Origin of the sequence: Cellulomonas sp., assembly GCF_015234515.1 — a bacterium.
GTDB lineage: Bacteria > Actinomycetota > Actinomycetes > Actinomycetales > Cellulomonadaceae > Cellulomonas.
Window position 1 is genome coordinate 85934 of sequence record NZ_JADGMY010000025.1, and the last position, 18049, is coordinate 103982.

At 69.7% G+C, this 18049-nt stretch carries 20 protein-coding genes and 1 pseudogene; 14 read left to right on the plus strand and 7 right to left on the minus strand.

The features are described from left to right. Positions 1 to 193 precede the first annotated feature (193 nt). The 4 genes from IR158_RS12620 to IR158_RS12635 all read left to right on the plus strand — a co-directional run bounded on the left by IR158_RS12620 (position 194) and on the right by IR158_RS12635 (position 3429). Positions 194 to 1333: a 3-oxoacyl-[acyl-carrier-protein] synthase III C-terminal domain-containing protein gene (locus IR158_RS12620; protein ID WP_291813545.1), complete on the plus strand. Its 1140-nt coding sequence runs from the start codon at positions 194 to 196 to the stop codon at positions 1331 to 1333. Continuing rightward, positions 1330 to 2037 carry an iron-containing redox enzyme family protein gene (locus IR158_RS12625; RefSeq protein WP_291813547.1) on the plus strand — a complete coding sequence of 236 codons (708 nt, stop codon included), beginning with the start codon at positions 1330 to 1332 and terminating at the stop codon, positions 2035 to 2037. The genes IR158_RS12620 and IR158_RS12625 overlap by 4 nt, the downstream gene beginning before the upstream one ends. A 1-nt stretch (position 2038) precedes the next feature. Further along, on the plus strand, positions 2039 to 2890 hold the full coding sequence (locus IR158_RS12630) for a hypothetical protein (protein WP_291813549.1): 852 nt from the start codon (positions 2039 to 2041) through the stop codon (positions 2888 to 2890). Positions 2891 to 3102: 212 nt separating this feature from the next. Then, the gene (locus tag IR158_RS12635) at positions 3103 to 3429 is read left to right on the plus strand and encodes a hypothetical protein (RefSeq protein WP_291813551.1); all 327 of its coding nucleotides are present in this window, start codon (positions 3103 to 3105) and stop codon (positions 3427 to 3429) included. A 22-nt stretch (positions 3430 to 3451) separates the two neighbouring features. On the opposite strand, the gene IR158_RS12640 is transcribed toward IR158_RS12635, so the two are convergent. Beyond that, the gene (locus tag IR158_RS12640; protein WP_291813553.1) at positions 3452 to 4033 is read right to left on the minus strand and encodes a hypothetical protein; all 582 of its coding nucleotides are present in this window, start codon (positions 4031 to 4033) and stop codon (positions 3452 to 3454) included. Positions 4034 to 4066: 33 nt separating this feature from the next. Next, positions 4067 to 4303 (minus strand): annotated as a pseudogene (locus tag IR158_RS19365) (chromosome condensation regulator); the annotation flags it as partial. 307 nt (positions 4304 to 4610) lie between these two features. Between IR158_RS19365 and IR158_RS12645 the strand changes: the two are divergent. Continuing rightward, a complete protein-coding gene (locus IR158_RS12645) occupies positions 4611 to 5390 on the plus strand; it encodes an HAD family hydrolase (RefSeq protein WP_291813555.1) in 780 nt (259 codons plus the stop codon). Positions 5391 to 5403: 13 nt separating this feature from the next. Here IR158_RS12645 and IR158_RS12650 read toward each other — a convergent pair whose 3' ends face one another. Continuing rightward, positions 5404 to 6051, minus strand: coding sequence for an HAD-IA family hydrolase (locus IR158_RS12650; protein ID WP_291813557.1), 648 nt, complete (start codon positions 6049 to 6051; stop codon positions 5404 to 5406). A 290-nt stretch (positions 6052 to 6341) separates the two neighbouring features. Here IR158_RS12650 and IR158_RS12655 point away from each other — a divergent pair, with 290 nt between their 5' ends. Continuing rightward, a complete protein-coding gene (locus IR158_RS12655; protein WP_291813559.1) occupies positions 6342 to 6854 on the plus strand; it encodes a GrpB family protein in 513 nt (170 codons plus the stop codon). A gap of 70 nt (positions 6855 to 6924) precedes the next feature. Here IR158_RS12655 and IR158_RS12660 read toward each other — a convergent pair whose 3' ends face one another. Beyond that, the gene (locus IR158_RS12660; protein WP_291813561.1) at positions 6925 to 7662 is read right to left on the minus strand and encodes a GH25 family lysozyme; all 738 of its coding nucleotides are present in this window, start codon (positions 7660 to 7662) and stop codon (positions 6925 to 6927) included. Positions 7663 to 8178: 516 nt separating this feature from the next. Between IR158_RS12660 and IR158_RS12665 the strand changes: the two genes are divergently transcribed. Both IR158_RS12665 and IR158_RS12670 read left to right on the plus strand, forming a co-directional pair. Continuing rightward, complete coding sequence (locus IR158_RS12665) at positions 8179 to 8478, plus strand: hypothetical protein (protein WP_291813563.1); 300 nt, start codon at positions 8179 to 8181, stop codon at positions 8476 to 8478. A gap of 346 nt (positions 8479 to 8824) precedes the next feature. Then, on the plus strand, positions 8825 to 9220 hold the full coding sequence (locus tag IR158_RS12670) for a hypothetical protein (protein ID WP_291813565.1): 396 nt from the start codon (positions 8825 to 8827) through the stop codon (positions 9218 to 9220). A 33-nt stretch (positions 9221 to 9253) separates the two neighbouring features. Here IR158_RS12670 and IR158_RS12675 read toward each other — a convergent pair whose 3' ends face one another. After that, entirely contained in the window at positions 9254 to 9733 is a 480-nt protein-coding gene (locus tag IR158_RS12675) for a hypothetical protein (RefSeq protein WP_291813567.1), read from the minus strand. Between the two features lie 337 nt (positions 9734 to 10070). Next, a complete protein-coding gene (locus tag IR158_RS12680; RefSeq protein WP_291813568.1) occupies positions 10071 to 10454 on the minus strand; it encodes a hypothetical protein in 384 nt (127 codons plus the stop codon). Positions 10455 to 10717: 263 nt separating this feature from the next. On the opposite strand from IR158_RS12680, the gene IR158_RS12685 reads away from it, so the two are divergent. The 6 genes from IR158_RS12685 (at position 10718) to IR158_RS12710 (ending at position 16748) form a co-directional block, all read left to right on the plus strand. Further along, positions 10718 to 11599 (plus strand): restriction endonuclease, encoded by an 882-nt coding sequence (locus tag IR158_RS12685; RefSeq protein WP_291813570.1) that lies wholly within the window; start codon positions 10718 to 10720, stop codon positions 11597 to 11599. 808 nt (positions 11600 to 12407) lie between these two features. After that, positions 12408 to 13334 (plus strand): SAVED domain-containing protein, encoded by a 927-nt coding sequence (locus tag IR158_RS12690; RefSeq protein WP_291813572.1) that lies wholly within the window; start codon positions 12408 to 12410, stop codon positions 13332 to 13334. Positions 13335 to 13455: 121 nt separating this feature from the next. Next, on the plus strand, positions 13456 to 14412 hold the full coding sequence (locus tag IR158_RS12695; RefSeq protein ID WP_291813575.1) for a nucleotidyltransferase: 957 nt from the start codon (positions 13456 to 13458) through the stop codon (positions 14410 to 14412). A 5-nt stretch (positions 14413 to 14417) separates the two neighbouring features. Beyond that, positions 14418 to 14984: a hypothetical protein gene (locus tag IR158_RS12700; protein WP_291813577.1), complete on the plus strand. Its 567-nt coding sequence runs from the start codon at positions 14418 to 14420 to the stop codon at positions 14982 to 14984. After that, on the plus strand, positions 14977 to 16269 hold the full coding sequence (locus IR158_RS12705) for a ThiF family adenylyltransferase (RefSeq protein ID WP_291813579.1): 1293 nt from the start codon (positions 14977 to 14979) through the stop codon (positions 16267 to 16269). Before IR158_RS12700 ends, IR158_RS12705 begins: the two co-directional genes overlap by 8 nt. Beyond that, on the plus strand, positions 16266 to 16748 hold the full coding sequence (locus IR158_RS12710) for a Mov34/MPN/PAD-1 family protein (protein ID WP_291813582.1): 483 nt from the start codon (positions 16266 to 16268) through the stop codon (positions 16746 to 16748). Before IR158_RS12705 ends, IR158_RS12710 begins: the two co-directional genes overlap by 4 nt. Positions 16749 to 16952: 204 nt before the next feature. On the opposite strand, the gene IR158_RS12715 is transcribed toward IR158_RS12710, so the two are convergent. Next, positions 16953 to 17630 carry a GNAT family N-acetyltransferase gene (locus tag IR158_RS12715; RefSeq protein WP_291813584.1) on the minus strand — a complete coding sequence of 226 codons (678 nt, stop codon included), beginning with the start codon at positions 17628 to 17630 and terminating at the stop codon, positions 16953 to 16955. Positions 17631 to 18049 lie beyond the last annotated feature (419 nt).

An 18049-nucleotide genomic window follows, 5' to 3' on the forward strand; every position in this document is an offset into this window, starting at 1 on the left:
TGAGACGTGCGACACCCCTCGGTCCTGACGGTCCACGCGTCGCACTCCGCGCGGCCCGGCGGTCCGCCCCCTTGTCCAGGCTCCCGAGCGCTATCAGGCACGGACGCGCGGCGCGCCACCGACGTCCTGACGCCCTGACGCGTCACCCGGGCAGCGGGCCCCCGCAGTGGTGCTCCGCACCTAGGCTCCCGCCATGACGACCGCGCGCGCGTACCTGACGGGCTTCGGTCGCTACCTGCCCGGTCCTCCGGTGGACAACGACGGCATGGCGGCTCGGCTCGGTGGAGACGATGCCGTCACCGCACGCATCCGCGGCAGCATCCTGGCGTCCAACGGCATCAGGCAGCGGCACTACGCCCTGGACGAGCAGGGCGAACCCACCGAGCTCAACGAGGAGCTCGCGGTCAAGGCGCTCGACGCGGCGCTCGATGATCGCGGCATCCAGGCATCAGACCTGAGGATGCTGGCGACCGCGACGACCATGGGCGACGTGCTCGTGCCCGGCTTCGCCAACATGGTGCACGGTCGGCTCGGCGGCGGACCGATGCAGCTGCTGTCCGCGTCGGGCGTCTGCGCCTCGAGCATGGCAGCGCTGGATGCAGTGGTCAGCAAGGTCCGGCTCGGCGACCACCCGCGCGGGGCGGTCGTGGCCTCCGAGCTGCCGAGCCGCAGCCTGCGGCAGCGTCGGTACGAGGGGGTCCGCGCCGGCATGGACGCGCACTTCCTGCGGTGGATGCTCTCCGACGGGGCGGGGGCCGTCGTCGTCGAGTTCCAGCCGCACCCCACGAGGCTCTCGTTCCGGGTCGACTGGATCCGTCAGGTGTCGCTCGCTCACGACCACGCCGTGTGCATGCGCGCCGGCATGAGCGGTGACGAGACCCACGTCGGCGGCACCTGGCAGGACGTCGCCCTCGCGGACGCGCAGGCCGCAGGGATGTTCGTCCTGCGGCAGGACGTCGGCATGCTCGACGACCTCGCGCAGGCCGGGATCGCGCAGTTCGAGGAGCTCGTGGACATCGGGCTGGTCGACGTCCGCCACCTCGACCACGTCATCTGCCACTACAGCACCAACGTCTTCCGGGACGTCGCGTTCGACGCGCTGCGTCGTCGCATCCCCTCCCTCGACACCGACCGGTGGTTCTCCAACCTCGAGACCCGCGGCAACACCGGGTCGGCCAGCATCTTCATCGCACTGGAGGAGGCGGTGCGCACGGGTCGGTTCCAGCCGGGGGAGACCGTCCTGCTCGCCGTGCCGGAGTCCGGCCGCTTCTCGTTCGCCTTCGCCCAGCTCACCGTCGTCGCCCCGACCCGCCCGCAAGGAGCATCGTCATGACCAGTGCCACCTCGACCGTCCCCTCGACGGCCGACGGGACCGACCCCGCGGGCGCCTCGCTCCTCGAGCGCCTCGGCGACGTCTGGCTCGAGCTCGAGGACCACCTGGCCAAGGTGCCCGTGCTGCAGCGCCTCGACGACGGCACCGTCACGCTCGAGGACTACATGCGGCTGCTGTTCAACCTGCGCCAGCAGGTCATCGACGGCTCGCTGTGGATCGCGCGTGCGGCCTCGAACTTCGACATCGACCACTTCGAGCTGCGCGCGGCGGCGATCAAGCACGCCGAGGAGGAGCACCGGGACCACTTCCTGCTCGAGGCCGACTACGTCGCGCTCGGTGGGTCGCGCCAGGAGCTGCGTGCCGGTCGCAAGAACGTCGGCTCGGAGGCCCTCTCGGGCTACCTCTTCACCTATGCGAGCAAGCCGAACCCTGCGGGTCTGTTCGGGGCGATGTTCGTCATCGAGGGCCTGGGCGCTCGCCGCGCGGCGCAGTGGGCGGCCCGGTTCCAGGAGGTGCTCGGCCTCGCCGACAACCAGGTCCACTTCATGACGTACCACCAGGAGGCGGACGGCGCGCACACCGGTGACATGGAGGCGATCCTGACGTCCGGCCTCATCGACGACGCGACCGCCGACGAGATCGTGCGGTGCGCGCAGGTCGTCGCCCGGCTCTACGCGCTGCAGCTCGAAGAGCTGGATCGCTGACGTGGCGGAGTTCGTCCGCTCCGACCCGAGCATGTGGGAGGCGATCTTCGCCGACCCCTCGGTCCCGCTCGACCGGTCGGTGGTCCGGCAGATCATCGACGACCAGCGACGTCCGTCCCGGCGCTGGCTCTACCCGATCGCGATGGTGCTCTCGCGGGTGCTCGTCACGATCATCCGCGTGCTGAAGCGCGTCCTGCCCTTCCGGTGGATGCCGCTGGGGACGATGGACTTCCTCTGCGTCTGGTTCCTGCGGCGGTGCGTGTCACCCGACGCCGTGGACCTGCTGCTGCGCCACTTCGTCATCGAGACGAACCTGGTGAACTTCATCATCCGCAACACCCCGGTGGGCATCGAGCCCGTCACGCTGCGTCCCGAGTCGTTGTCCGAGCTGGGCGACCAGGCCGTCGTCGAGCACGACGTCAACGTGTACGACGTGCTCATCGCGCTGGACGTCGTGCCGCTCGTCGCCCGTGACCCGCTCGACTTCCGTCAGCTCGACATCCCGCCGCTCGACGCCGAGCGGCACCGCCGGCGACTGGTCCGCCTCGACATCCAGACGGCGCTGTGCTTCATGAACATCCCGTTCTCGCTGGCGCTCAGCTCGGAGGAGTACCGCCGAGCGGTGCACTCGATGCGATTCGACGACTCCTTCCTCGAGATCCTCGCCGTCATCACCGGCGACGACGCCTTCCGGCACTGGAAGCTCGCCGGCATGAGCCTGTGGATGGACTCGAACGTCGACGTGCCGCGCATGGTGTACCGCCACGCGCTCGTCTGCGAGTACGCGCACGCGCAGCTGGTGAAGCTCGCCGGCGGCCAGTACCCCCGGGACACGGCGGTGGAGTTCGACTGATCCAGCGGAGCTCCCGTGAGGACTCGTCGGATCTCGCCGACGCACTGCGCCACGACGGTCTCGACCTCGAACCCGCGCTGGAGCCGCCCGGGGCCGCCGACCATCCGCTACGGTGACGCTGCCCCATCCGGCACGCACCGGCCACGCCACGTCACGGCGTCCCACATGAATCACGATCCGCGGCGCCTCCCGATCGGAGCGCCCTCCGCGCGTTGAGCGCGCCCCAGCGCCGTCCGCGGCGCCCCCGCCGCCCCAGCGCGGTCAAGGAGTACCTCGACGCCTGGACCAAGCTGGTCCACCTCGCCGAGAGCGCCGCGCCGACCGCGCCGTTCGAGTGCGAGTGCCCCGCCTGCGGCGGGTACTTCGGGCTCGAGGCGCGCGACCGCCTGGAGGCGGTGATCCGCCGGGGCGGACGACGGGGCCGGCGCGTCTCGGCCGCCGTCCGCCCGCTCGACGCACGCTTCGAGGCGGCGACCGTCCCGACGTGGTCGCTCAGCCCCGGTGACGGGTGGTGGCACGGCCGCTCGTGGGACGACTAGCGCGCAGCAGGGCCCGGTTCGCTCACCGAGCCCGGACGTGCCAGCCCGCGACATCGCACCGGCCGCCATCGTTGTCGCCGGCGGCGAGGACAGTCCCATCCGCTCGTAGGCCGATGGTGTGCGTCGACCCGGCCGCGACGGCCACCACGTCACGCCAGGAGGCGGTGTCGCACTGCCCGTGGCTGTTGTCCCCGGCGGCCACGACCCGTCCTCGGGTGTCGACCCCTGCGGTGTGGTGGCTGCCCGCCGACACCGCGACCACGTCGCGCCAGTCCATCACCTCCGCGGCGCCGGCACTGCGGTCGCCGGCGGCGTGCACCCGGCCCGTCCCGGTGACGGCGACGGTGTGCAGGTAGCCGGCCGAGACCGAGGTGATGCCGCGCCATCCGCTGACCTCGCACTGTCCTCTGCGGTTGTTCCCCACGGCAGTGACCGTGCCATCTGCCCGCAGGCCCACGGAATGCCAGTCTCCCGCCGCGGCGGCGACGATCTCCTCCCACTCATCGACCTGGCACGCGCCTTCGCGCGCGCGACCCGCGGCGAGCACGGTGCCACTCGCACGGACGCCCAGCGTGCGCCGCCAGCCGGCGGCGACGAACACCACGTCCGCCCAGCCGGCGACGTCACACTGGCCGTCCTTGTCCCAACCGACCGCGACAACCGTCCCGTCGGTACGCAGGCCCACAGTGTGCGAGCGTCCCGTGTTCGGTGCCGTGTGCACGTTGCCGACCGCGACCGACACGATGTCGGACCACGCACCGACGGAGCACTCCAGCGATCCGGGGGCGCCCGCGGCAACGACGGATCCGTCCACGCGCACGCCCACGGAGTGCCGTCGCCCGGCGGCGATCACCGGACGTCGCGCGTCCCTCACCGAGCACCCGTGCCGGCATCGTGGTGGGGAGGGGCACTGGAGTGCCCGACGACCGGGGGATTCAGCGGGTCCGGCGTCGTGTCGAGCATCGCGTCAGCCTCTCCGGCCTGGAACGGGCATCGGCTGACCGACTCGCGGGTCCTGACCGGGACGGCGAGCGGCTGCGGCACCTGCCCATCGTTCCAGGAGTCGACCTCGAGGACTCGCGAAGCGGGTGACGCTGCGCCCGCCCACGCGGCCGAGGCGCCGCGGCGCCGAGGAGACGGTATGACTGGGCCGAGGGCGGGGCCTCGCTCTCGTGCGGCCCATGTACCGCGGCCTCCTCCTCGACATGTACGGCACCCTCGTGTGCGAGGACGACGAGGTGTTGGCGCCGATCTGCGCCCACGTCGCAGGGCTCGCCGGTGTCGAGCCCGGCGTCGTCGCGAAGGAGTGGGGGCGTCGGTTCGGCGAGGCCTGCCGCGCAGCCCACGGGGACGCGTTCCGTCTGCAGCGGGCCCTCAGCCACGAGACGCTCGCGGAGACGATGCAGCACTTCGACGTGCGCGGCGACGCGGAGGACCTCTGTCGTCCCCAGTTCGAGTTCTGGCGTCGTCCTGCCGTCTTCGCCGACAGCCTGCCGTTCCTGCAGCAGGTCGGGGTACCCGTGTGCGTGGTCTCCAACATCGACCGGGACGACGTGCAGGCGGTGCTGGACCTGCACCACCTGCCGGTGGACGCCGTCGTCACGAGCGAGGACGCCCGCGCCTACAAGCCTCGCCCAGAACCGTTCGAGCTCGCCCTGGACGCCCTGGGCCTGCGACCCGACGAGGTCCTGCACGTCGGGGACTCGCCGTCCGCCGACATCGGTGGTGCCCGGGTGCTCGGGATGGCTACGGCATGGATCAACCGCAAGGGCCGGCGTGCCCCGGCGGGCTGCGAACCCGACCTTCACGGCGGGCTCCCTCCACGAGCTGTCCGAACAGCTGCGCCTCGGCATGCGGCGCAGCTGATCGACACGAGGAGGCGAGCGCGCAGAGGGGGTCGCAGGACCCGTCCAGATCCTCAGTGGCGCGCGGACACGTCAGGGCCGGTAGTGAAGCGCTGAAGGTACTGTCGACTCAGCCTGCCGTGCTGATGACCAGGCCCTCGACAGTCATCTCGACGATGCAGGCCGCGAGGTCGGGCACGACCACGTGCGCCGCGCTCAGGTCGCTGACCGGGTGGGTGGTGGCCACCCCGAGCACGTGCGCGCCTGCTGCACGTCCCGCCTCCAGGCCGGCTGGTGCGTCTTCCACGACGAGGCACCGGCGAGGGTTGAAGCCGAGCCGGCGGGCCGCGTCCAGGTATCCCTGCGGGTCAGGCTTGCCCAGCCGGACATCCTCTGCCGCGACCAGCACGTCGGGCACCGGCAGCCCGGCGGCGGCCAGCCGCGCACGCATCAGCAGCTGCGACCCCGACGTCACCGCGGCCCACCGATCGGAAGGGAGGCGCGACAAGACGTCTCGCGTGGCGGGGAGCGCGATCACCTCATCGAGGTCCGCCATCTCCAGCCGCTCGAGCTCAGCGACCGCCGCGGCGCACTGGTCGCTGGGCAGGAACTCGGCCACCGTGTCCTCCGAGCGGCGCCCGTGACAGACCGCGAGGACCTTCGAGGCGTCGATCCCGCGGCCCGCGGACCATGCCCGCCACGAGCGCCCGACCGCCGCGGTCGAGTCGACCAACGTCCCGTCGATGTCGAACAGGATCGCGTCCACCTCGAAGCGCATGCGTCGCAACCTACGGGCTTTGCCCGCAGGCGTTCGAGTCGCGTGTCGCAGTAACTCGTCGGAGTTGTCCGGACACCGACGCTGTGACCTGTGGCCGGACAGGTAGGTGAGACGGGTGGCGTCTCACCTACCTGTCCGAATCCTCAGCGAGAGTCCGGGAAGCTCGGACCGGGTGTCGACGGCCATCGCGGCCATGAGCTGCTTGCTGGGGCGTTGCGCGTTCCCACCCGGAGGCGAACAGGCTGCGGTCCGGATGTCTGGCTGCATTCAGTAGGGTCCAGGCTGTGCTTGTGCCCTACGACCCGTCATGGCCTGACCGGTTCAGGGCCGCGGCTGAATCCCTCAAGCAGGTAGGCAACCCGCAGTGGACCGTCGAGCACATCGGGTCCACCGCCATCCCGGGGCTGTCATCCAAGCCGATCATCGACCTTGCTGTTCGCATCGAGGACGCTCGCGACTTCCAGCGACACCGGCCAGCGCTGGAGGGCGATGGCTGGCGAACTGGCAGCAGCGTACGAACGCACGACGTGATGCTCCGCGAGCGGGATGGCACCCGGACTCACATCGCTCACTTCTTCGCCTCGGCGGTATGGAATGAGGTGAATCAGCGTCTCTTCCGCGACTGGCTGCTGGCGCATCCCACGGATGCTCTCCGCTACCAAGAGGTGAAGCGCCTGGCCGTCGAGGATGCGTCCGCCGGGCTCGGTGCGTACAACGCTGCGAAGACGAGAATCGTGCAGGAGCTGGTCGATCGCGCTCGGGCCGAGCGGGGTATGCCCGCGGTGTCGGTCTCCGACAAGTAGTCCGCGCGCGTCCACTCATGCCGTGCTCCGGGTGGGCCGCGGTGATGACCGTCCGCTCCCTCCGCCAGACCTACCGCAGGGCGCGCAGGTCGTCGAGGTCGCCGTCGAAGACGTTCATGTCGATGAACGACTCCTCGCCGTCGTACCCGTCGAGGCGGTCCCGGTTCGAGTACTGCCAGAAGGTCCACGCCCGGTCGTCCGACAGGGTGGGCGGCACGGCGACGGACCGGATCCAGATGGGCGTGCCCGGGAAGTGACCGGCGACGTACCGGTCGTACGCGCTGGAGGTCGCGTAGACGACCGGCTCGATGCCGTGGTCACGCAGGGTCTCGATGAGCGCGGTCAGCTCCGGGCGGACCTGCGACGCGTCCGGGGGGTGGGCGTGGAACGTCCCGTAGTACTCGACGTCGATCGCGACGGGCAGCAGGTCCTCGTCGTCCGGCACCGTCGCGAGCACGTGCTCCGCCTGCGCCCTGCCGCTGCTCTCGAAGCTGAAGAAGTGGTACGCACCGACCAGCAGCCCGGCCTCCCGCGCCCCGCGCAGGTTCGCCTCGAACTCCCGGTCGACGAACGACGAGCCCTCGGTGGCCTTCACGTACGCGAAGTCGACGTCCTGCCGGGCGATCGTCGGCCAGTCGACGGTTCCCTGCCACGCCGAGACGTCGACCCCCCGCACGTCGTAGCGCGCCGCGAACAGACGGTTCGGCCACACCAGGCCGCGTTCGACGAGCGCGGCCCCGAGCGCGAGGACGACGATCGTCCCCGTCAGGACGATCAGCAGGACACGGGTGCGACGGCGGCTCGGCACCGCGCCAGTCTGGCGTCGTCGCGCGTCCTGCGCGCGCAGCGTCCACCTGACCGGCCGCAGACGCTGAGTGCCACCATCCGGTCGCCGAGGCACGCAACGCGCCGGGTCATCGCGGCTTCCTACAGCGTCACTCGGGCGCCGCCGTCTGTAGGAACGCGCCAGACTTGTCCACCGCCCGATGTCGTGACCTGCGCCCTGACAGGAGCGTGAGACGGCCGCTGTCCCACCTTCGTGTCCGGATCCTCAGCGGTAGGCGCGCCGGCGCGCCGTCCGCGTCATGCTGATCATCGTGAGGAATCGACGCCGCCTGTGCGCGTGCGACGCGCACTGGTCGGGGACTCGATCCGCCGCTGCGTCAACAGGTCTTGGCGGCGCCGTCAGCTCGGAGCACTCGTGACGCCGTGGAAGCCACCTTTCGGCGGCCCGCTGCCCGCCGACCCATCGCTGGACGCCTTCCGCAATTCAGTCGCCCGTCTGATGTGTGGGAGCAGGACGGTCGGCTACATCGCCTTTCGGGTGGACCGCTCGAGCCGTCTCGTGCGCGGCCACCTGTGGTGGCGTGAGTGGGCGATGCCGAAGGAGGTCGTCGAGTGGATGCAGACGATGGTCGACGGATCCCACTCGTACGACGTCACGCAGATGAGCGACGGGATCATCGAGGATCCAGCCGGCAACGGCTGGCTCCGGGCTGTACGGAGCGGTGAGGCAGACGACTTTCGAGAGGCCAGGGCTGAGATCCGCTACCGGGTGGTGTGGCTGAGCGGCGCCGAGCGCACGGCCGCGTGGGAGCGCTACGGCTACGGCGGCGCGGACTAGCTCGGGTCGAGCCGCCGAGCTCGCCCCCGGCGGCAGCCACGTACGTGGCGCGAGCCACGCTCAGCTCCACGCCCTCGAGCCTCTTCCCGGGGCAAGTAGGTGAGATCGGGACACGCCGTGGGCATCTCCGTGAGATCGGGACAACTCAGATGAGATCCCACAGGGGGTGTAGGAGCTCAGCGGAGTTGTCCGCGTGGCGTGGTCATGACCTGCGGGTGGACAGATGGGTGAGACGACGGACGTCTCAGCTTCCTGTCCGAATCCTCAGAACCTCCCCGCGAGTGCCTGTTCCCTGATCCAGGTGGCCCGCTGGTGAACGTCGGTCGTGGGTGGGCACGATGGCGGGGTGAGCAGGGGACCGGAACGGCGAGAGCGCCGGGCGGGGCAGAGCGACCGCCCGGAGCCGAGTCCTGCCGGACACGGCGGTGAATGGCCGTCGCCGATTCGTGACGGGGTGTGGCTCGATGCCGCCGGGACGCGGTGGCGGCGCCGTGGCGGGCTGTGCACGGACAAGCGGGTGAGGCGCCTGTTGGGTTCGCCCGAGGTCCGGGTCCTGCTGTTCTACGGACCACATGCGCCGACGGAGGTCGAGCCGGCCGATCGGGACGCGTTGTGGCAGCGGATGAGCCGCTACCTCGAGGAGCCTGCGGTTCGTGATCCCGGCGACTTCACCGACTTCGATACGGGGGAGTTCCGCGACGACCAGCGCCGCACGCTGCTGGTCGTCGAGGAGTCGTGCTGATCGATCAGGTTCGTCGCCGTGCAGGGACCCGACTCACGTGCCTGTCCGAGTCCTCGGAGGCACACGCCGCTGCAGACGGTCGATCGTCCGCACCACCTCCTCGCGGTGCTGCGCCGAGGTGATCCACGACGGCAGGCGCTCGAGCATGCTCGAGGGGCCGAGGTCGTCCGGGTGGCGCTCGCGCAGCTTCGCGGCGACGTGGGCGCGGAGCACGCTGAGATGGCGTTCGTTGTAGGCCCACAGCACCCGCCCGCCGCAGCACGGACCCTGCAGCCACAGCGGAGCGCCGAAGTAGGGGTCGGTCGCTCCACCCCACGCGCTCCCCGACCGCGGTGGACGCTCCTGCACCAACGAGCAGTGCGGGCACACGAGGCGGCGGGGCCACGACCCGAGCCACTCGTCGGTCCGTGACGTCACGACGACCCTGGCGCAGCCCTGGCAGGAAGGGCAGGTCACGAGCACGTCCTCGGCGGTGAGCTCGTAAGCCGTCAGCCCGGGGTCGCGGTGCCTCACGCCCTGTCTGTCGTCGTCTGCACCGTCCACGTCGCCAGTGTCGTCGACACGGGATCGCCCGTGAAGACGACCTGGGCGAGGAAGGTCATGGGACCAGCCAGAAGTGCCACTGTAGGAACTCATCGAACTTGTCCGTCGCCCGCCGCGCTGACCTGCGCCGTGACAGGAGCGGGAGACGGATGCCGTCTCACTTTCGTGTCCGAATCCCCAGCGACCACCGATCGATCACTTCCGCCGTCGGCGGTGAATGCCGATCGCTCAAGGTGAGTCGCTGCCGCCCGACGCCGTGACCAGCGACCCCGTCACGGTGACGCTGGCTCCGTCCGGCCGCTTCGCGCTACTCGCTGGCCCAAGGTTCGGAGGGCGGGTGGACGTGGGCGTTGAGGATGTCGTGCAGGTCCTCGCCGTCGTTCAGAGTCTGGCTGCCCTGTTCGTCGGTCGCGGTGAGGACAAGCTCGACGTGCGGAGGATCATCTATCTGGCGCACTCCGTCGAGGACGCAGAGCATCCCGAAGAGGGCGCTGTGGCTCGCATCCCGGACAGCTTCCACGACGAATCGCTGGTCCCGCTCCGGCAGCCGCACGAACCACTCGTGCATGGCCACCGACCGAGCGTGCGGCCTGCGCCCAGGCGGACGTGCCTCAAGCCCCTCGACGACGTCCCGCACTGCGGCATCGAACACCGTAGTCACCAGTGCAGACACGAACTCGTCCGGATTCATAGCCGCATCCTCCATGACCCTCGCCGTCGGTCCTCCAGACCTTGGACCGGCGCGCCGCCCTCGCACATCGCCGACGGCGCGGAACGAGGTGTCGCGCGTGATACCGAGGGATCCGCCGTGCGCTGCCGCGAATCGGACAACCGGCTCTAGGAACTCAGCGGAGTTGTCAACGCGGCGTGGCGGTGACCTGCGGGCGGACAACTGAGTGAGACGACCGTTCGTCTCGTGTTCCTGTCCGAATCCTCAGATTCAGTCGCCCGGTCATGAACTCGTTCCGGCATGTCGCCCGGCAGGTCGACCTGTCCGGCGTGGGAGCACAGGAGACCGCGCCCTTCGTGCGTGAGCGGATCGCGCTGGCGGCAGCCGGTGTCATTGCGATCGCGTCGGTGGGTCGCACATACTGCGTCATGCCCACCTCTGGTAACGACCACCGAACGCAGGTGATGGTCCAGGCAGCGAACGCATTCGTCGAGTCCCTGACCGAGGACGAACGGGCAGCCATCCTGGACACCAGGGGCGAGACGAACCACGTCGCAATGGAGGCGTACCGCGAGTTTCTCTCCGTGGCGTCCAAAGAGGTGTACGGGTCAGCGTTCGCGCGCCCCACGCCCGAGGTCGAGGAGCTCGTCTCGATCGCGATGGCAGTGGTGGTCGCGTCGGCCGCCGAGCGGCAAGTGCTCGCCACAGAGACGCCACAGATGTCGCAAGCCCGAGAGGCGATCGCGAATAGGACACCACCGGCTCCGCAGCCTTACGGCGTCTCGTTCGCTGGCGCCGAGCTCCTGTGCGCGGAGTGGATGACCTACCTCGGCCTACGGGACGTGCAGGTGACTCGCTACTCCCAGGACGGTGGCATCGACATCACGTCACAAACGCACGTTGCACAGGTCAAGCACCAGACCGGCAGTACAGGCGCGCCAGCCGTACGAGAGATTGCAGGAGCCGCGATGGTCGACGGGCGGCTGCCACTGTTCTTCTCCAGCGGTCCGTACACGCCCGCGGCCATCGAGTTCGCGGAGGCAGCGAACGTCCCATTGTTCCAGTTCGACGCAGACAACGGCACGCTCATCGGCGTCTCCGCGCTCGCCGAAAGCCTGCTTAGGTACGGGGCCGAATCTCCTGCTGCACGGCCAGGTGACGCCTGACCAGCGGCGCCCTTCGGCACCACAGGTCGGGGCCTCTACGGAAGGCGCTGCTGCACGAGTGGGTGACAGCGTCACCTGTCCGTGCAGCAGACCCAAAGCGCAGCGACCGAGACGTCCCAAGAACTGCACTCTGCGGTGGCTATGGTTGGTCGACCCCCATCCAGTACCTGCCGCTCGACCGTGACGACGGCCCGGCGGGCTGAGCCGGCTGTCGGAGGCGAGGTCGAGCATGGCTTCCAGCGAGGTCGGCCCGAGTCGTCGTCGCGCGGCTGGACGTACGGCGGGTGCGCGTCTGTCGGCGCGCAGCGCCGCCGTCCGTGGCGACCAGTATCAGTACGCGTTGGCGTGGCGGTACGCGTGCGACGCGGTGACTGATCCGGGCGTGGCGTCCATCAGCATCGAGGACCCATCCGGTGGTCACTTCGACGACGTCGTCGTGCGGCGACTCGATGACTCGCCGGATCGTTACTTCCAGGTCAAGAGCTCCAACTCTGGGTCGGTAGGCGTAGACGAGACGTGGTTGACGACTCCAGTTACGCCCGCCGGCCGCAGCCCTCTACAGCACTTCCACGCGACGTGGCAGAACCTCCGTCAGGGAGACCGGCCATTCGAGCTGACGCTCTACACGAACCGAGGGATCGACAACAGCAACCCGATCCTGGGACGACTGCGTGACAACAAGGACGCGCGCATCCGGGTAGCTGATCTGCGGTCCGCGACTGCGCGCAGCGACGCGGGGCGGGCGAGGTCGCGGTGGGCCGCGCACCTCGGCGTCAGCGAGGACGAGCTCTATGCCTTCCTCTTGGACATGAGGTGGGTTCAGTCCGGGCCCGAGTCCGGGATCCGGGAGGACGCCGTCGCACTGATGCGCCTCGCGGGCCTGCGCTCCGACGACGCGGCCGTCGAGCTCGGAATCGCCTACATTCGAGAGCTCGTCACCGACGGTGTCGGACCACGGACCCGCGACCAGCTGCGTGACGACCTGGCCGCGCGCGACATGTTCGCGGGTGACGCCGAGCTCGTCCTGGCGGTCGACGCGATCGACTGGCCGAGCAGCCCTCACCACGCGCACGCCCGTCTCGACTGGGTCGACCGGTTCGAGGGTGCCGAGGCCCGCGCCCGGTACCGGACCGTGGACGGCGAGGACTGGAACGGGTTGTTCCGCGCGGACCTGCAGCGAGTTCGAGAGCAGTTCGAGGCATACCCGACGCGGCGCGTCCACGTCACCGGGGCCATGCGCCTGGCCGTGAACTTCGCAGTCGGCTTCGAGCTGCCGGACGTGCGCCGCTGGGTCCTGTCGACCGACCAGCGCGGGACCATCTGGCGGACCGAGGCGCAGCCGAGCACCGAGGCGACGGCGTCCCTCTCGAAGGTCGACGTCCAGCAGGGCGAGGAGGTGGCCGTCGCGGTAGCGCTGTCCAACGACATCAGCGACGACGTCCTGGACTACCTTCGCGACCACCGGTTGCCTGTCTCCCGCCTGCTGGTCCTGACTCCTGAAGGTGGGCCCGGGCCATCATCGGTGCCCGACGACGGGTGGCTCGTCAACTGGGCTCACAGCGCTCGCGACCAGGTCAGGGCGTCGGCTCGACGAGCCACTGGTGTCCACCTGTTCATGAGCGCACCCGCGGGTGCGGCCCTGTTCCTGGGCCACCGGTGGAACACCATCCCGGGCCCGCTGACCGTCTACGACTTCGACGGCCGCGAGTACTTCCCGACCTTCACCTTCGTGTAGTCGCCCTCCGTCGACGGCGCTGGCGTCACGCACGGCGCGCACCCGTACTTGTCTCGATGTCGGAGGTAGTGAGTAACGTGCCACCCAGTGGCCCCACCCGCGGGCCGATCGGAGCACCCACATGGACGTGAGCAGCGCGTTCGAGGACTTCCGCAATGCCGTCGACGCCTCCCCTGACGACGTGTCCGAGGCGCGCTGTCGCCGCGACCTCTTCCGGGACGCGCTCCTCGCCTATGGCGACATCATCGAGATCGTGCCTTCCGGCGCGATCGCTAGGGGCACGCACAAGCACCCGATCCACGACGTCGACCTGATCGCGATCTACCGCGACGACGACCACACCGACTGGGGCCAGCCCGGGACCTCCGCCGACGACGCCCTGGGCGAGACGGGCTCCCGCATCAACGAACAGCTCGGGATGACCAACGGCCTGCTCGACCAGCAGGTCCGGCTGGCGTCCCCGCGCAACCACGCCGTGAAGTGTTTCCTCGACGATCCCGACGACCCAGGAGCATTCACGGTGGACGTGGTTCCCGCGTTCCGCCGCGACGGCATGCTCCTCATCCCGCAGTCCGCGACCGCGACCTGGATCCCGAGCAACCCGGAATACCTCATCGAGCAGGTCGCCAAGCGTCACGCCGAGTGGGACAAGTTCGCGAGTTCGGTGCGGATGCTGAAGGCATGGGGAGCCGGGCAGCACACCAAGATCAAGTCGCTCGTGATGGAGGTCCTCGCGCTCGAGCACCTCCCGGCGGCCAGCAACCGCCCGACGGCGATCGCGCAGTTCTTCTCCTCTGCCGCATGGCACCTGGAGAACGGCGGCACGGTGGAAGACCCGGCCAAGGTCTGCGGGGAGATCCAGGCGGACCTGGACAGCGATGCCGTGGCGGATCTTCTGCGCCTCGCGGCCGACACCGCGACCCGGGCACTGCAGGCCGTGCGTAGCAACGACCCACACCGAGCCATCTCGCTGTGGGGAGAGGTGTTCGGCCCCGAGTTCCCGGCGCCGACGGGCCAGAACCCCGCCGCGGCCGTGGTCGCCACCCCGCGGCCGGTCAAGGACACACCGCAGGGGTGAGCTCCGTGCCGAGCGACCCCGTCTACTGGACCGACGTCGACCAGCGCCGGCTGCAGATGGACCTCGCGGATGTTGCCGCACTGGCACCCGACCTCACGTTCGAGCCACCTCCAGGCGTCGACGGCGCGCATCAAGGGGCCTGGACCGGCGACCTGCCGCTGTGGCCCTTCCAGCGGGACCGACCCGACGGCCTTACCGAGCTGCTCCCGCGCGGCCTTCGGGTGCAGGTCCGGTGCTCGGCAGCCCACCCCGTGGTCCCACCGGAAATCGTCCCCGTCGACCCGGAGCCCCTGCTCGTCGAACGCAGCATGAACCTGTGGCACGTGGCTCCTCACGGACAGCTTTGCCTCATGCAGTCCTACGGGGCGTGGACGCCGTCCGACCGGGTCAGCCACCTGCTGCTCAAGGCGTGCGGCTGGCACATCGAGTACGCGCTCATGAAGGCGGGGGTCGTCGAGGCGATGAGCGAGCGCGGCATCGTCGAGGACGACAGTCGCGACCACCTCGTGCGGGCCGCAGTCGAGGCGAACCGCGCGACGGGCACCAAACCGCGGAGGTCGACCGATGGCTAGACCCCGAGCGCTCGTCGCTTTGACCCGCGAGGCGATCGAGAAGATGGCGAACTCACCCGTGGCCGGCGGCGACCTGACGTTCACTCACTCGTCGGCCGACGACATCTACGTGGCGAGCGCGGTCGAGTCGGTCAACGGGAACCTCCTGCCCGTGACGGACCTTCGCGCGTTCAGCGCGCTGGCACGGGCGGACCGATCCGTTCGCGGCCAGTGGTTGCGCGACGTCCCGCTTGACGTGCACCTCGCCCACTTCGACATGTCCCGCCGGCCGGGATCGGCGCTCCCGCTCGCCATATTCCAAGAGGTTGTCGACGGCACGCGTGCCCCTCGCGGAAACGCCTACCCGCTCGTGACGCAGGTCGCGAACGTGCCGAAGGAGCTGGCCGACGTCGGCGTGCCGACGTATGCGGGCTGGTCGGTGGACGACGTCGGCGCCCAGCCGCTTGCGGTCGAGATCGAACCCGAGGTGACAGGGATCGGCAGGCTCGCCCTGCAGTGGCCGGTAGCGGACCTCCAGGCGCGCCGTGTGGTTCTCGCGGGTGCAGGCAGCATCGGCGGGGCGGTCGGCGAGACTTTGGCCGCCTACGGCGTCGGGCGGATCGACCTCGTCGATCCGGACCGCCTGCTGTGGCACAACACGGTTCGTCACGTGCTCGGGCCGCAGAGCGTGGGCAGGACCAAGGTCAGCGCCCTTGCCGAGCACATCAACGCACGGTGGCCGCAGACGCGCGCCGTCGGGCACACGCTCGACGTGGTCGAGGAGGCGCACCACCTGCGCCCCCTGCTCGAGGGAGCCGATCTGGTGGTGTGCGCGGCCGACGGGATCGCCCCGCGGCGTGCAGTGAGCCACCTCGCGCGCCGTGCCCATCTCCCTGCGGTCCTGGTCTGCGTCCTGGACGACGGCGGCGTCGGCGAAGTCCTGCGGCTTCGCCCTGGCCGCCGGCACGGATGTCTGATGTGCCAGCGGCAGGCGCTGGCGGAGCAGGGTGCTATCGACGCCGAGGGCGACCAGGAGCTCGACTACGGCACCGGAGTGCTGCACAAGCCGATGACCGCCGTGGGGCCAGACCTGCGGTTGGTCGCTGACTTCGCCGCGAAGATCGCTGTCGCGACGCTGCTCGAGGCGAGCGGACACGGTGACCAGAGGTTGCCCGGCGAACACGCCGTCCTGGCGCTGCGGACCGGGAATGACCTCGCCGCGCCCTACGACCCCCCAACCCTGGGCATGGTGCACTGGCACCCGGCCCATCCACCGCGACAGGGCTGCTGGAGCTGCGAGCCGTGACCGACACGAGCCCACAGTCCTGGACGATCGTCGTTCCCCGATTGGTGCTCCGAGGGATGCTCAACGAGGCAGCCGCGGGAGGCTGCACACTAGAGACCGGCGGGATCCTCCTGGGCCATGACGACGAAGCGGGAGGATCGACTCGCCTCACAGCGGCCGGTGCGCCCGGTCCGCACGCGGTGCGCGAGCCCCGATTCTTCCTGCGCGACCTGAACCACGCGCGGATGCTTGCTGCCCAAGCGTGGGCGCACGACCGCTCGCAGTGGGTCGGCGAGTGGCACACGCATCCACTGGGCCACCCGGTGCCCAGTGAGCTGGACTTGCGGTCCTACACCTCCCACGTCCACGACCCGGAACTGGGCTTCCGCCGATTCATCAGCGTGATCGTGGCGTCGACCGTCACCGGAGAGTTGACCCTCGGCGGCTGGGCCGTCGATGGCAACACGGTGCAGGTCGCCGACGTCAAGGTCGTCGAGTAGCCGCCGCCGGCAGCCTCTCAGTGACGACGTGTTTCACTGGCCTCGGGCGCTCATCGGCGGACTCACCTACCTGCGGAACTGGGAGCCCTCCAGGACCTCGTCGTTGGCGTCTCGGGGATGTCCTGCCCAGTCCCTCGTGCGCACCTGGTCGGACATCCCCGGGCCGCAAAGCGCGCTACCCGCCGTAAGTTCTCGGTCGAGAGCTCAATCGTTCAGCAACGCGGGGGCGCACGCTTCCAGCAGCAAACGTCCGCCATCTGTGGCCGGGCCCTCGGCGCGGCTCACCGAAAAGCGTTTGGATGCCTCGCGGACGAGGTTGCCGGCGACACCCCGGCGCCGCCACGCCTGCGCCGTCCATATGTGCGCCAGCGACTCGTACTCGGCGTCTCCGTCGCGGTCATGAAGGATCACGAACCCGGTTATGGTCCCGGTCCAATGCGCCCTCTCACCCAGAGCGAGGCACTTATACGGCGCCACCGACAACAGCCAGATCCCGGCCTCGCCGGGCGCGTGATCCCAGGCGCACTCGCGTCTGTAGGCGCGACTGGCTCGGGCGAGGGCAGAGGAGGGCCACTCGCCGAAATCGGACAGGCCAGGAGGATCGTCGTGAACACGGCCATCGAGGTCGGCCTGCAGGGTGACTGATGACCACGGGTCACCCGATGGTTTCGATCCTGCCCATGTGATGGTCGGGCCGAGAACTGCGGCGGCGTTTTCTCGGGCCAGATCGACGAGCTGCTCAAGATCGTCAACAACGTCCTGAAGATCGGCGTCGTCCCCTACCGTGAGCGTCTCAGGCGGTATCAGGCTGCGTAGTGCTTGATGCGCGGCCCGGAACGAGGCATCGAGGTCCGAGTTCAGGAGAGGGTCTTCGGCGTTCATCGCTGCTCCTCGTGGGGTGCTAGGTGAAATCGCGGTGACGATTCAACAACAGGCGGCTGTTAGGCGACACGGGTTTGGGCCACAAGGAGGTTCTGTCTTCGACGTCGACCAGGCTCCACCCAAGTCTTACGCGGAGATCGAGGCCCCTGTGCCGACCTGCTACGACGCCTCCGCACTCTCTTGCGAGCGGACCGCCTCTCCTGTTGCAGGGGCTCACGGAGCTTGTCCGCCGCCCAACGCGCTGACCTGCGCACTGACGGGGGCGGGAGACGGTCGCTGTCCCACCTTCGTGTCCGGATCCTCGCGGAAGGCGCGAGGGCGAGCCGATCTCGCGGCCATGCCGATGAGCGAGACGGTACTGTCCCGCGCTTGCGAACCCGGAGGTCCCGCTGCGGCTCGTGTAGCCCTTCGCTGCCCCA

Bases quoted from the DNA above. Each gene is read 5' to 3' on its own strand.
- IR158_RS12620 (WP_291813545.1), top strand. From the start codon at position 194: ATGACGACCGCGCGCGCGTACCTGACGGGCTTCGGTCGCTACCTGCCC.
- IR158_RS12625 (WP_291813547.1), top strand. From the start codon at position 1,330: ATGACCAGTGCCACCTCGACCGTCCCCTCGACGGCCGACGGGACCGAC.
- IR158_RS12645 (WP_291813555.1), top strand. From the start codon at position 4,611: ATGTACCGCGGCCTCCTCCTCGACATGTACGGCACCCTCGTGTGCGAG.
- IR158_RS12650 (WP_291813557.1), bottom strand. From the start codon at position 6,051: ATGCGCTTCGAGGTGGACGCGATCCTGTTCGACATCGACGGGACGTTG.
- IR158_RS12680 (WP_291813568.1), bottom strand. From the start codon at position 10,454: ATGAATCCGGACGAGTTCGTGTCTGCACTGGTGACTACGGTGTTCGAT.
- IR158_RS12685 (WP_291813570.1), top strand. From the start codon at position 10,718: ATGAACTCGTTCCGGCATGTCGCCCGGCAGGTCGACCTGTCCGGCGTG.
- IR158_RS12690 (WP_291813572.1), top strand. From the start codon at position 12,408: ATGAGGTGGGTTCAGTCCGGGCCCGAGTCCGGGATCCGGGAGGACGCC.
- IR158_RS12695 (WP_291813575.1), top strand. From the start codon at position 13,456: ATGGACGTGAGCAGCGCGTTCGAGGACTTCCGCAATGCCGTCGACGCC.
- IR158_RS12705 (WP_291813579.1), top strand. From the start codon at position 14,977: ATGGCTAGACCCCGAGCGCTCGTCGCTTTGACCCGCGAGGCGATCGAG.
- IR158_RS12715 (WP_291813584.1), bottom strand. From the start codon at position 17,630: ATGAACGCCGAAGACCCTCTCCTGAACTCGGACCTCGATGCCTCGTTC.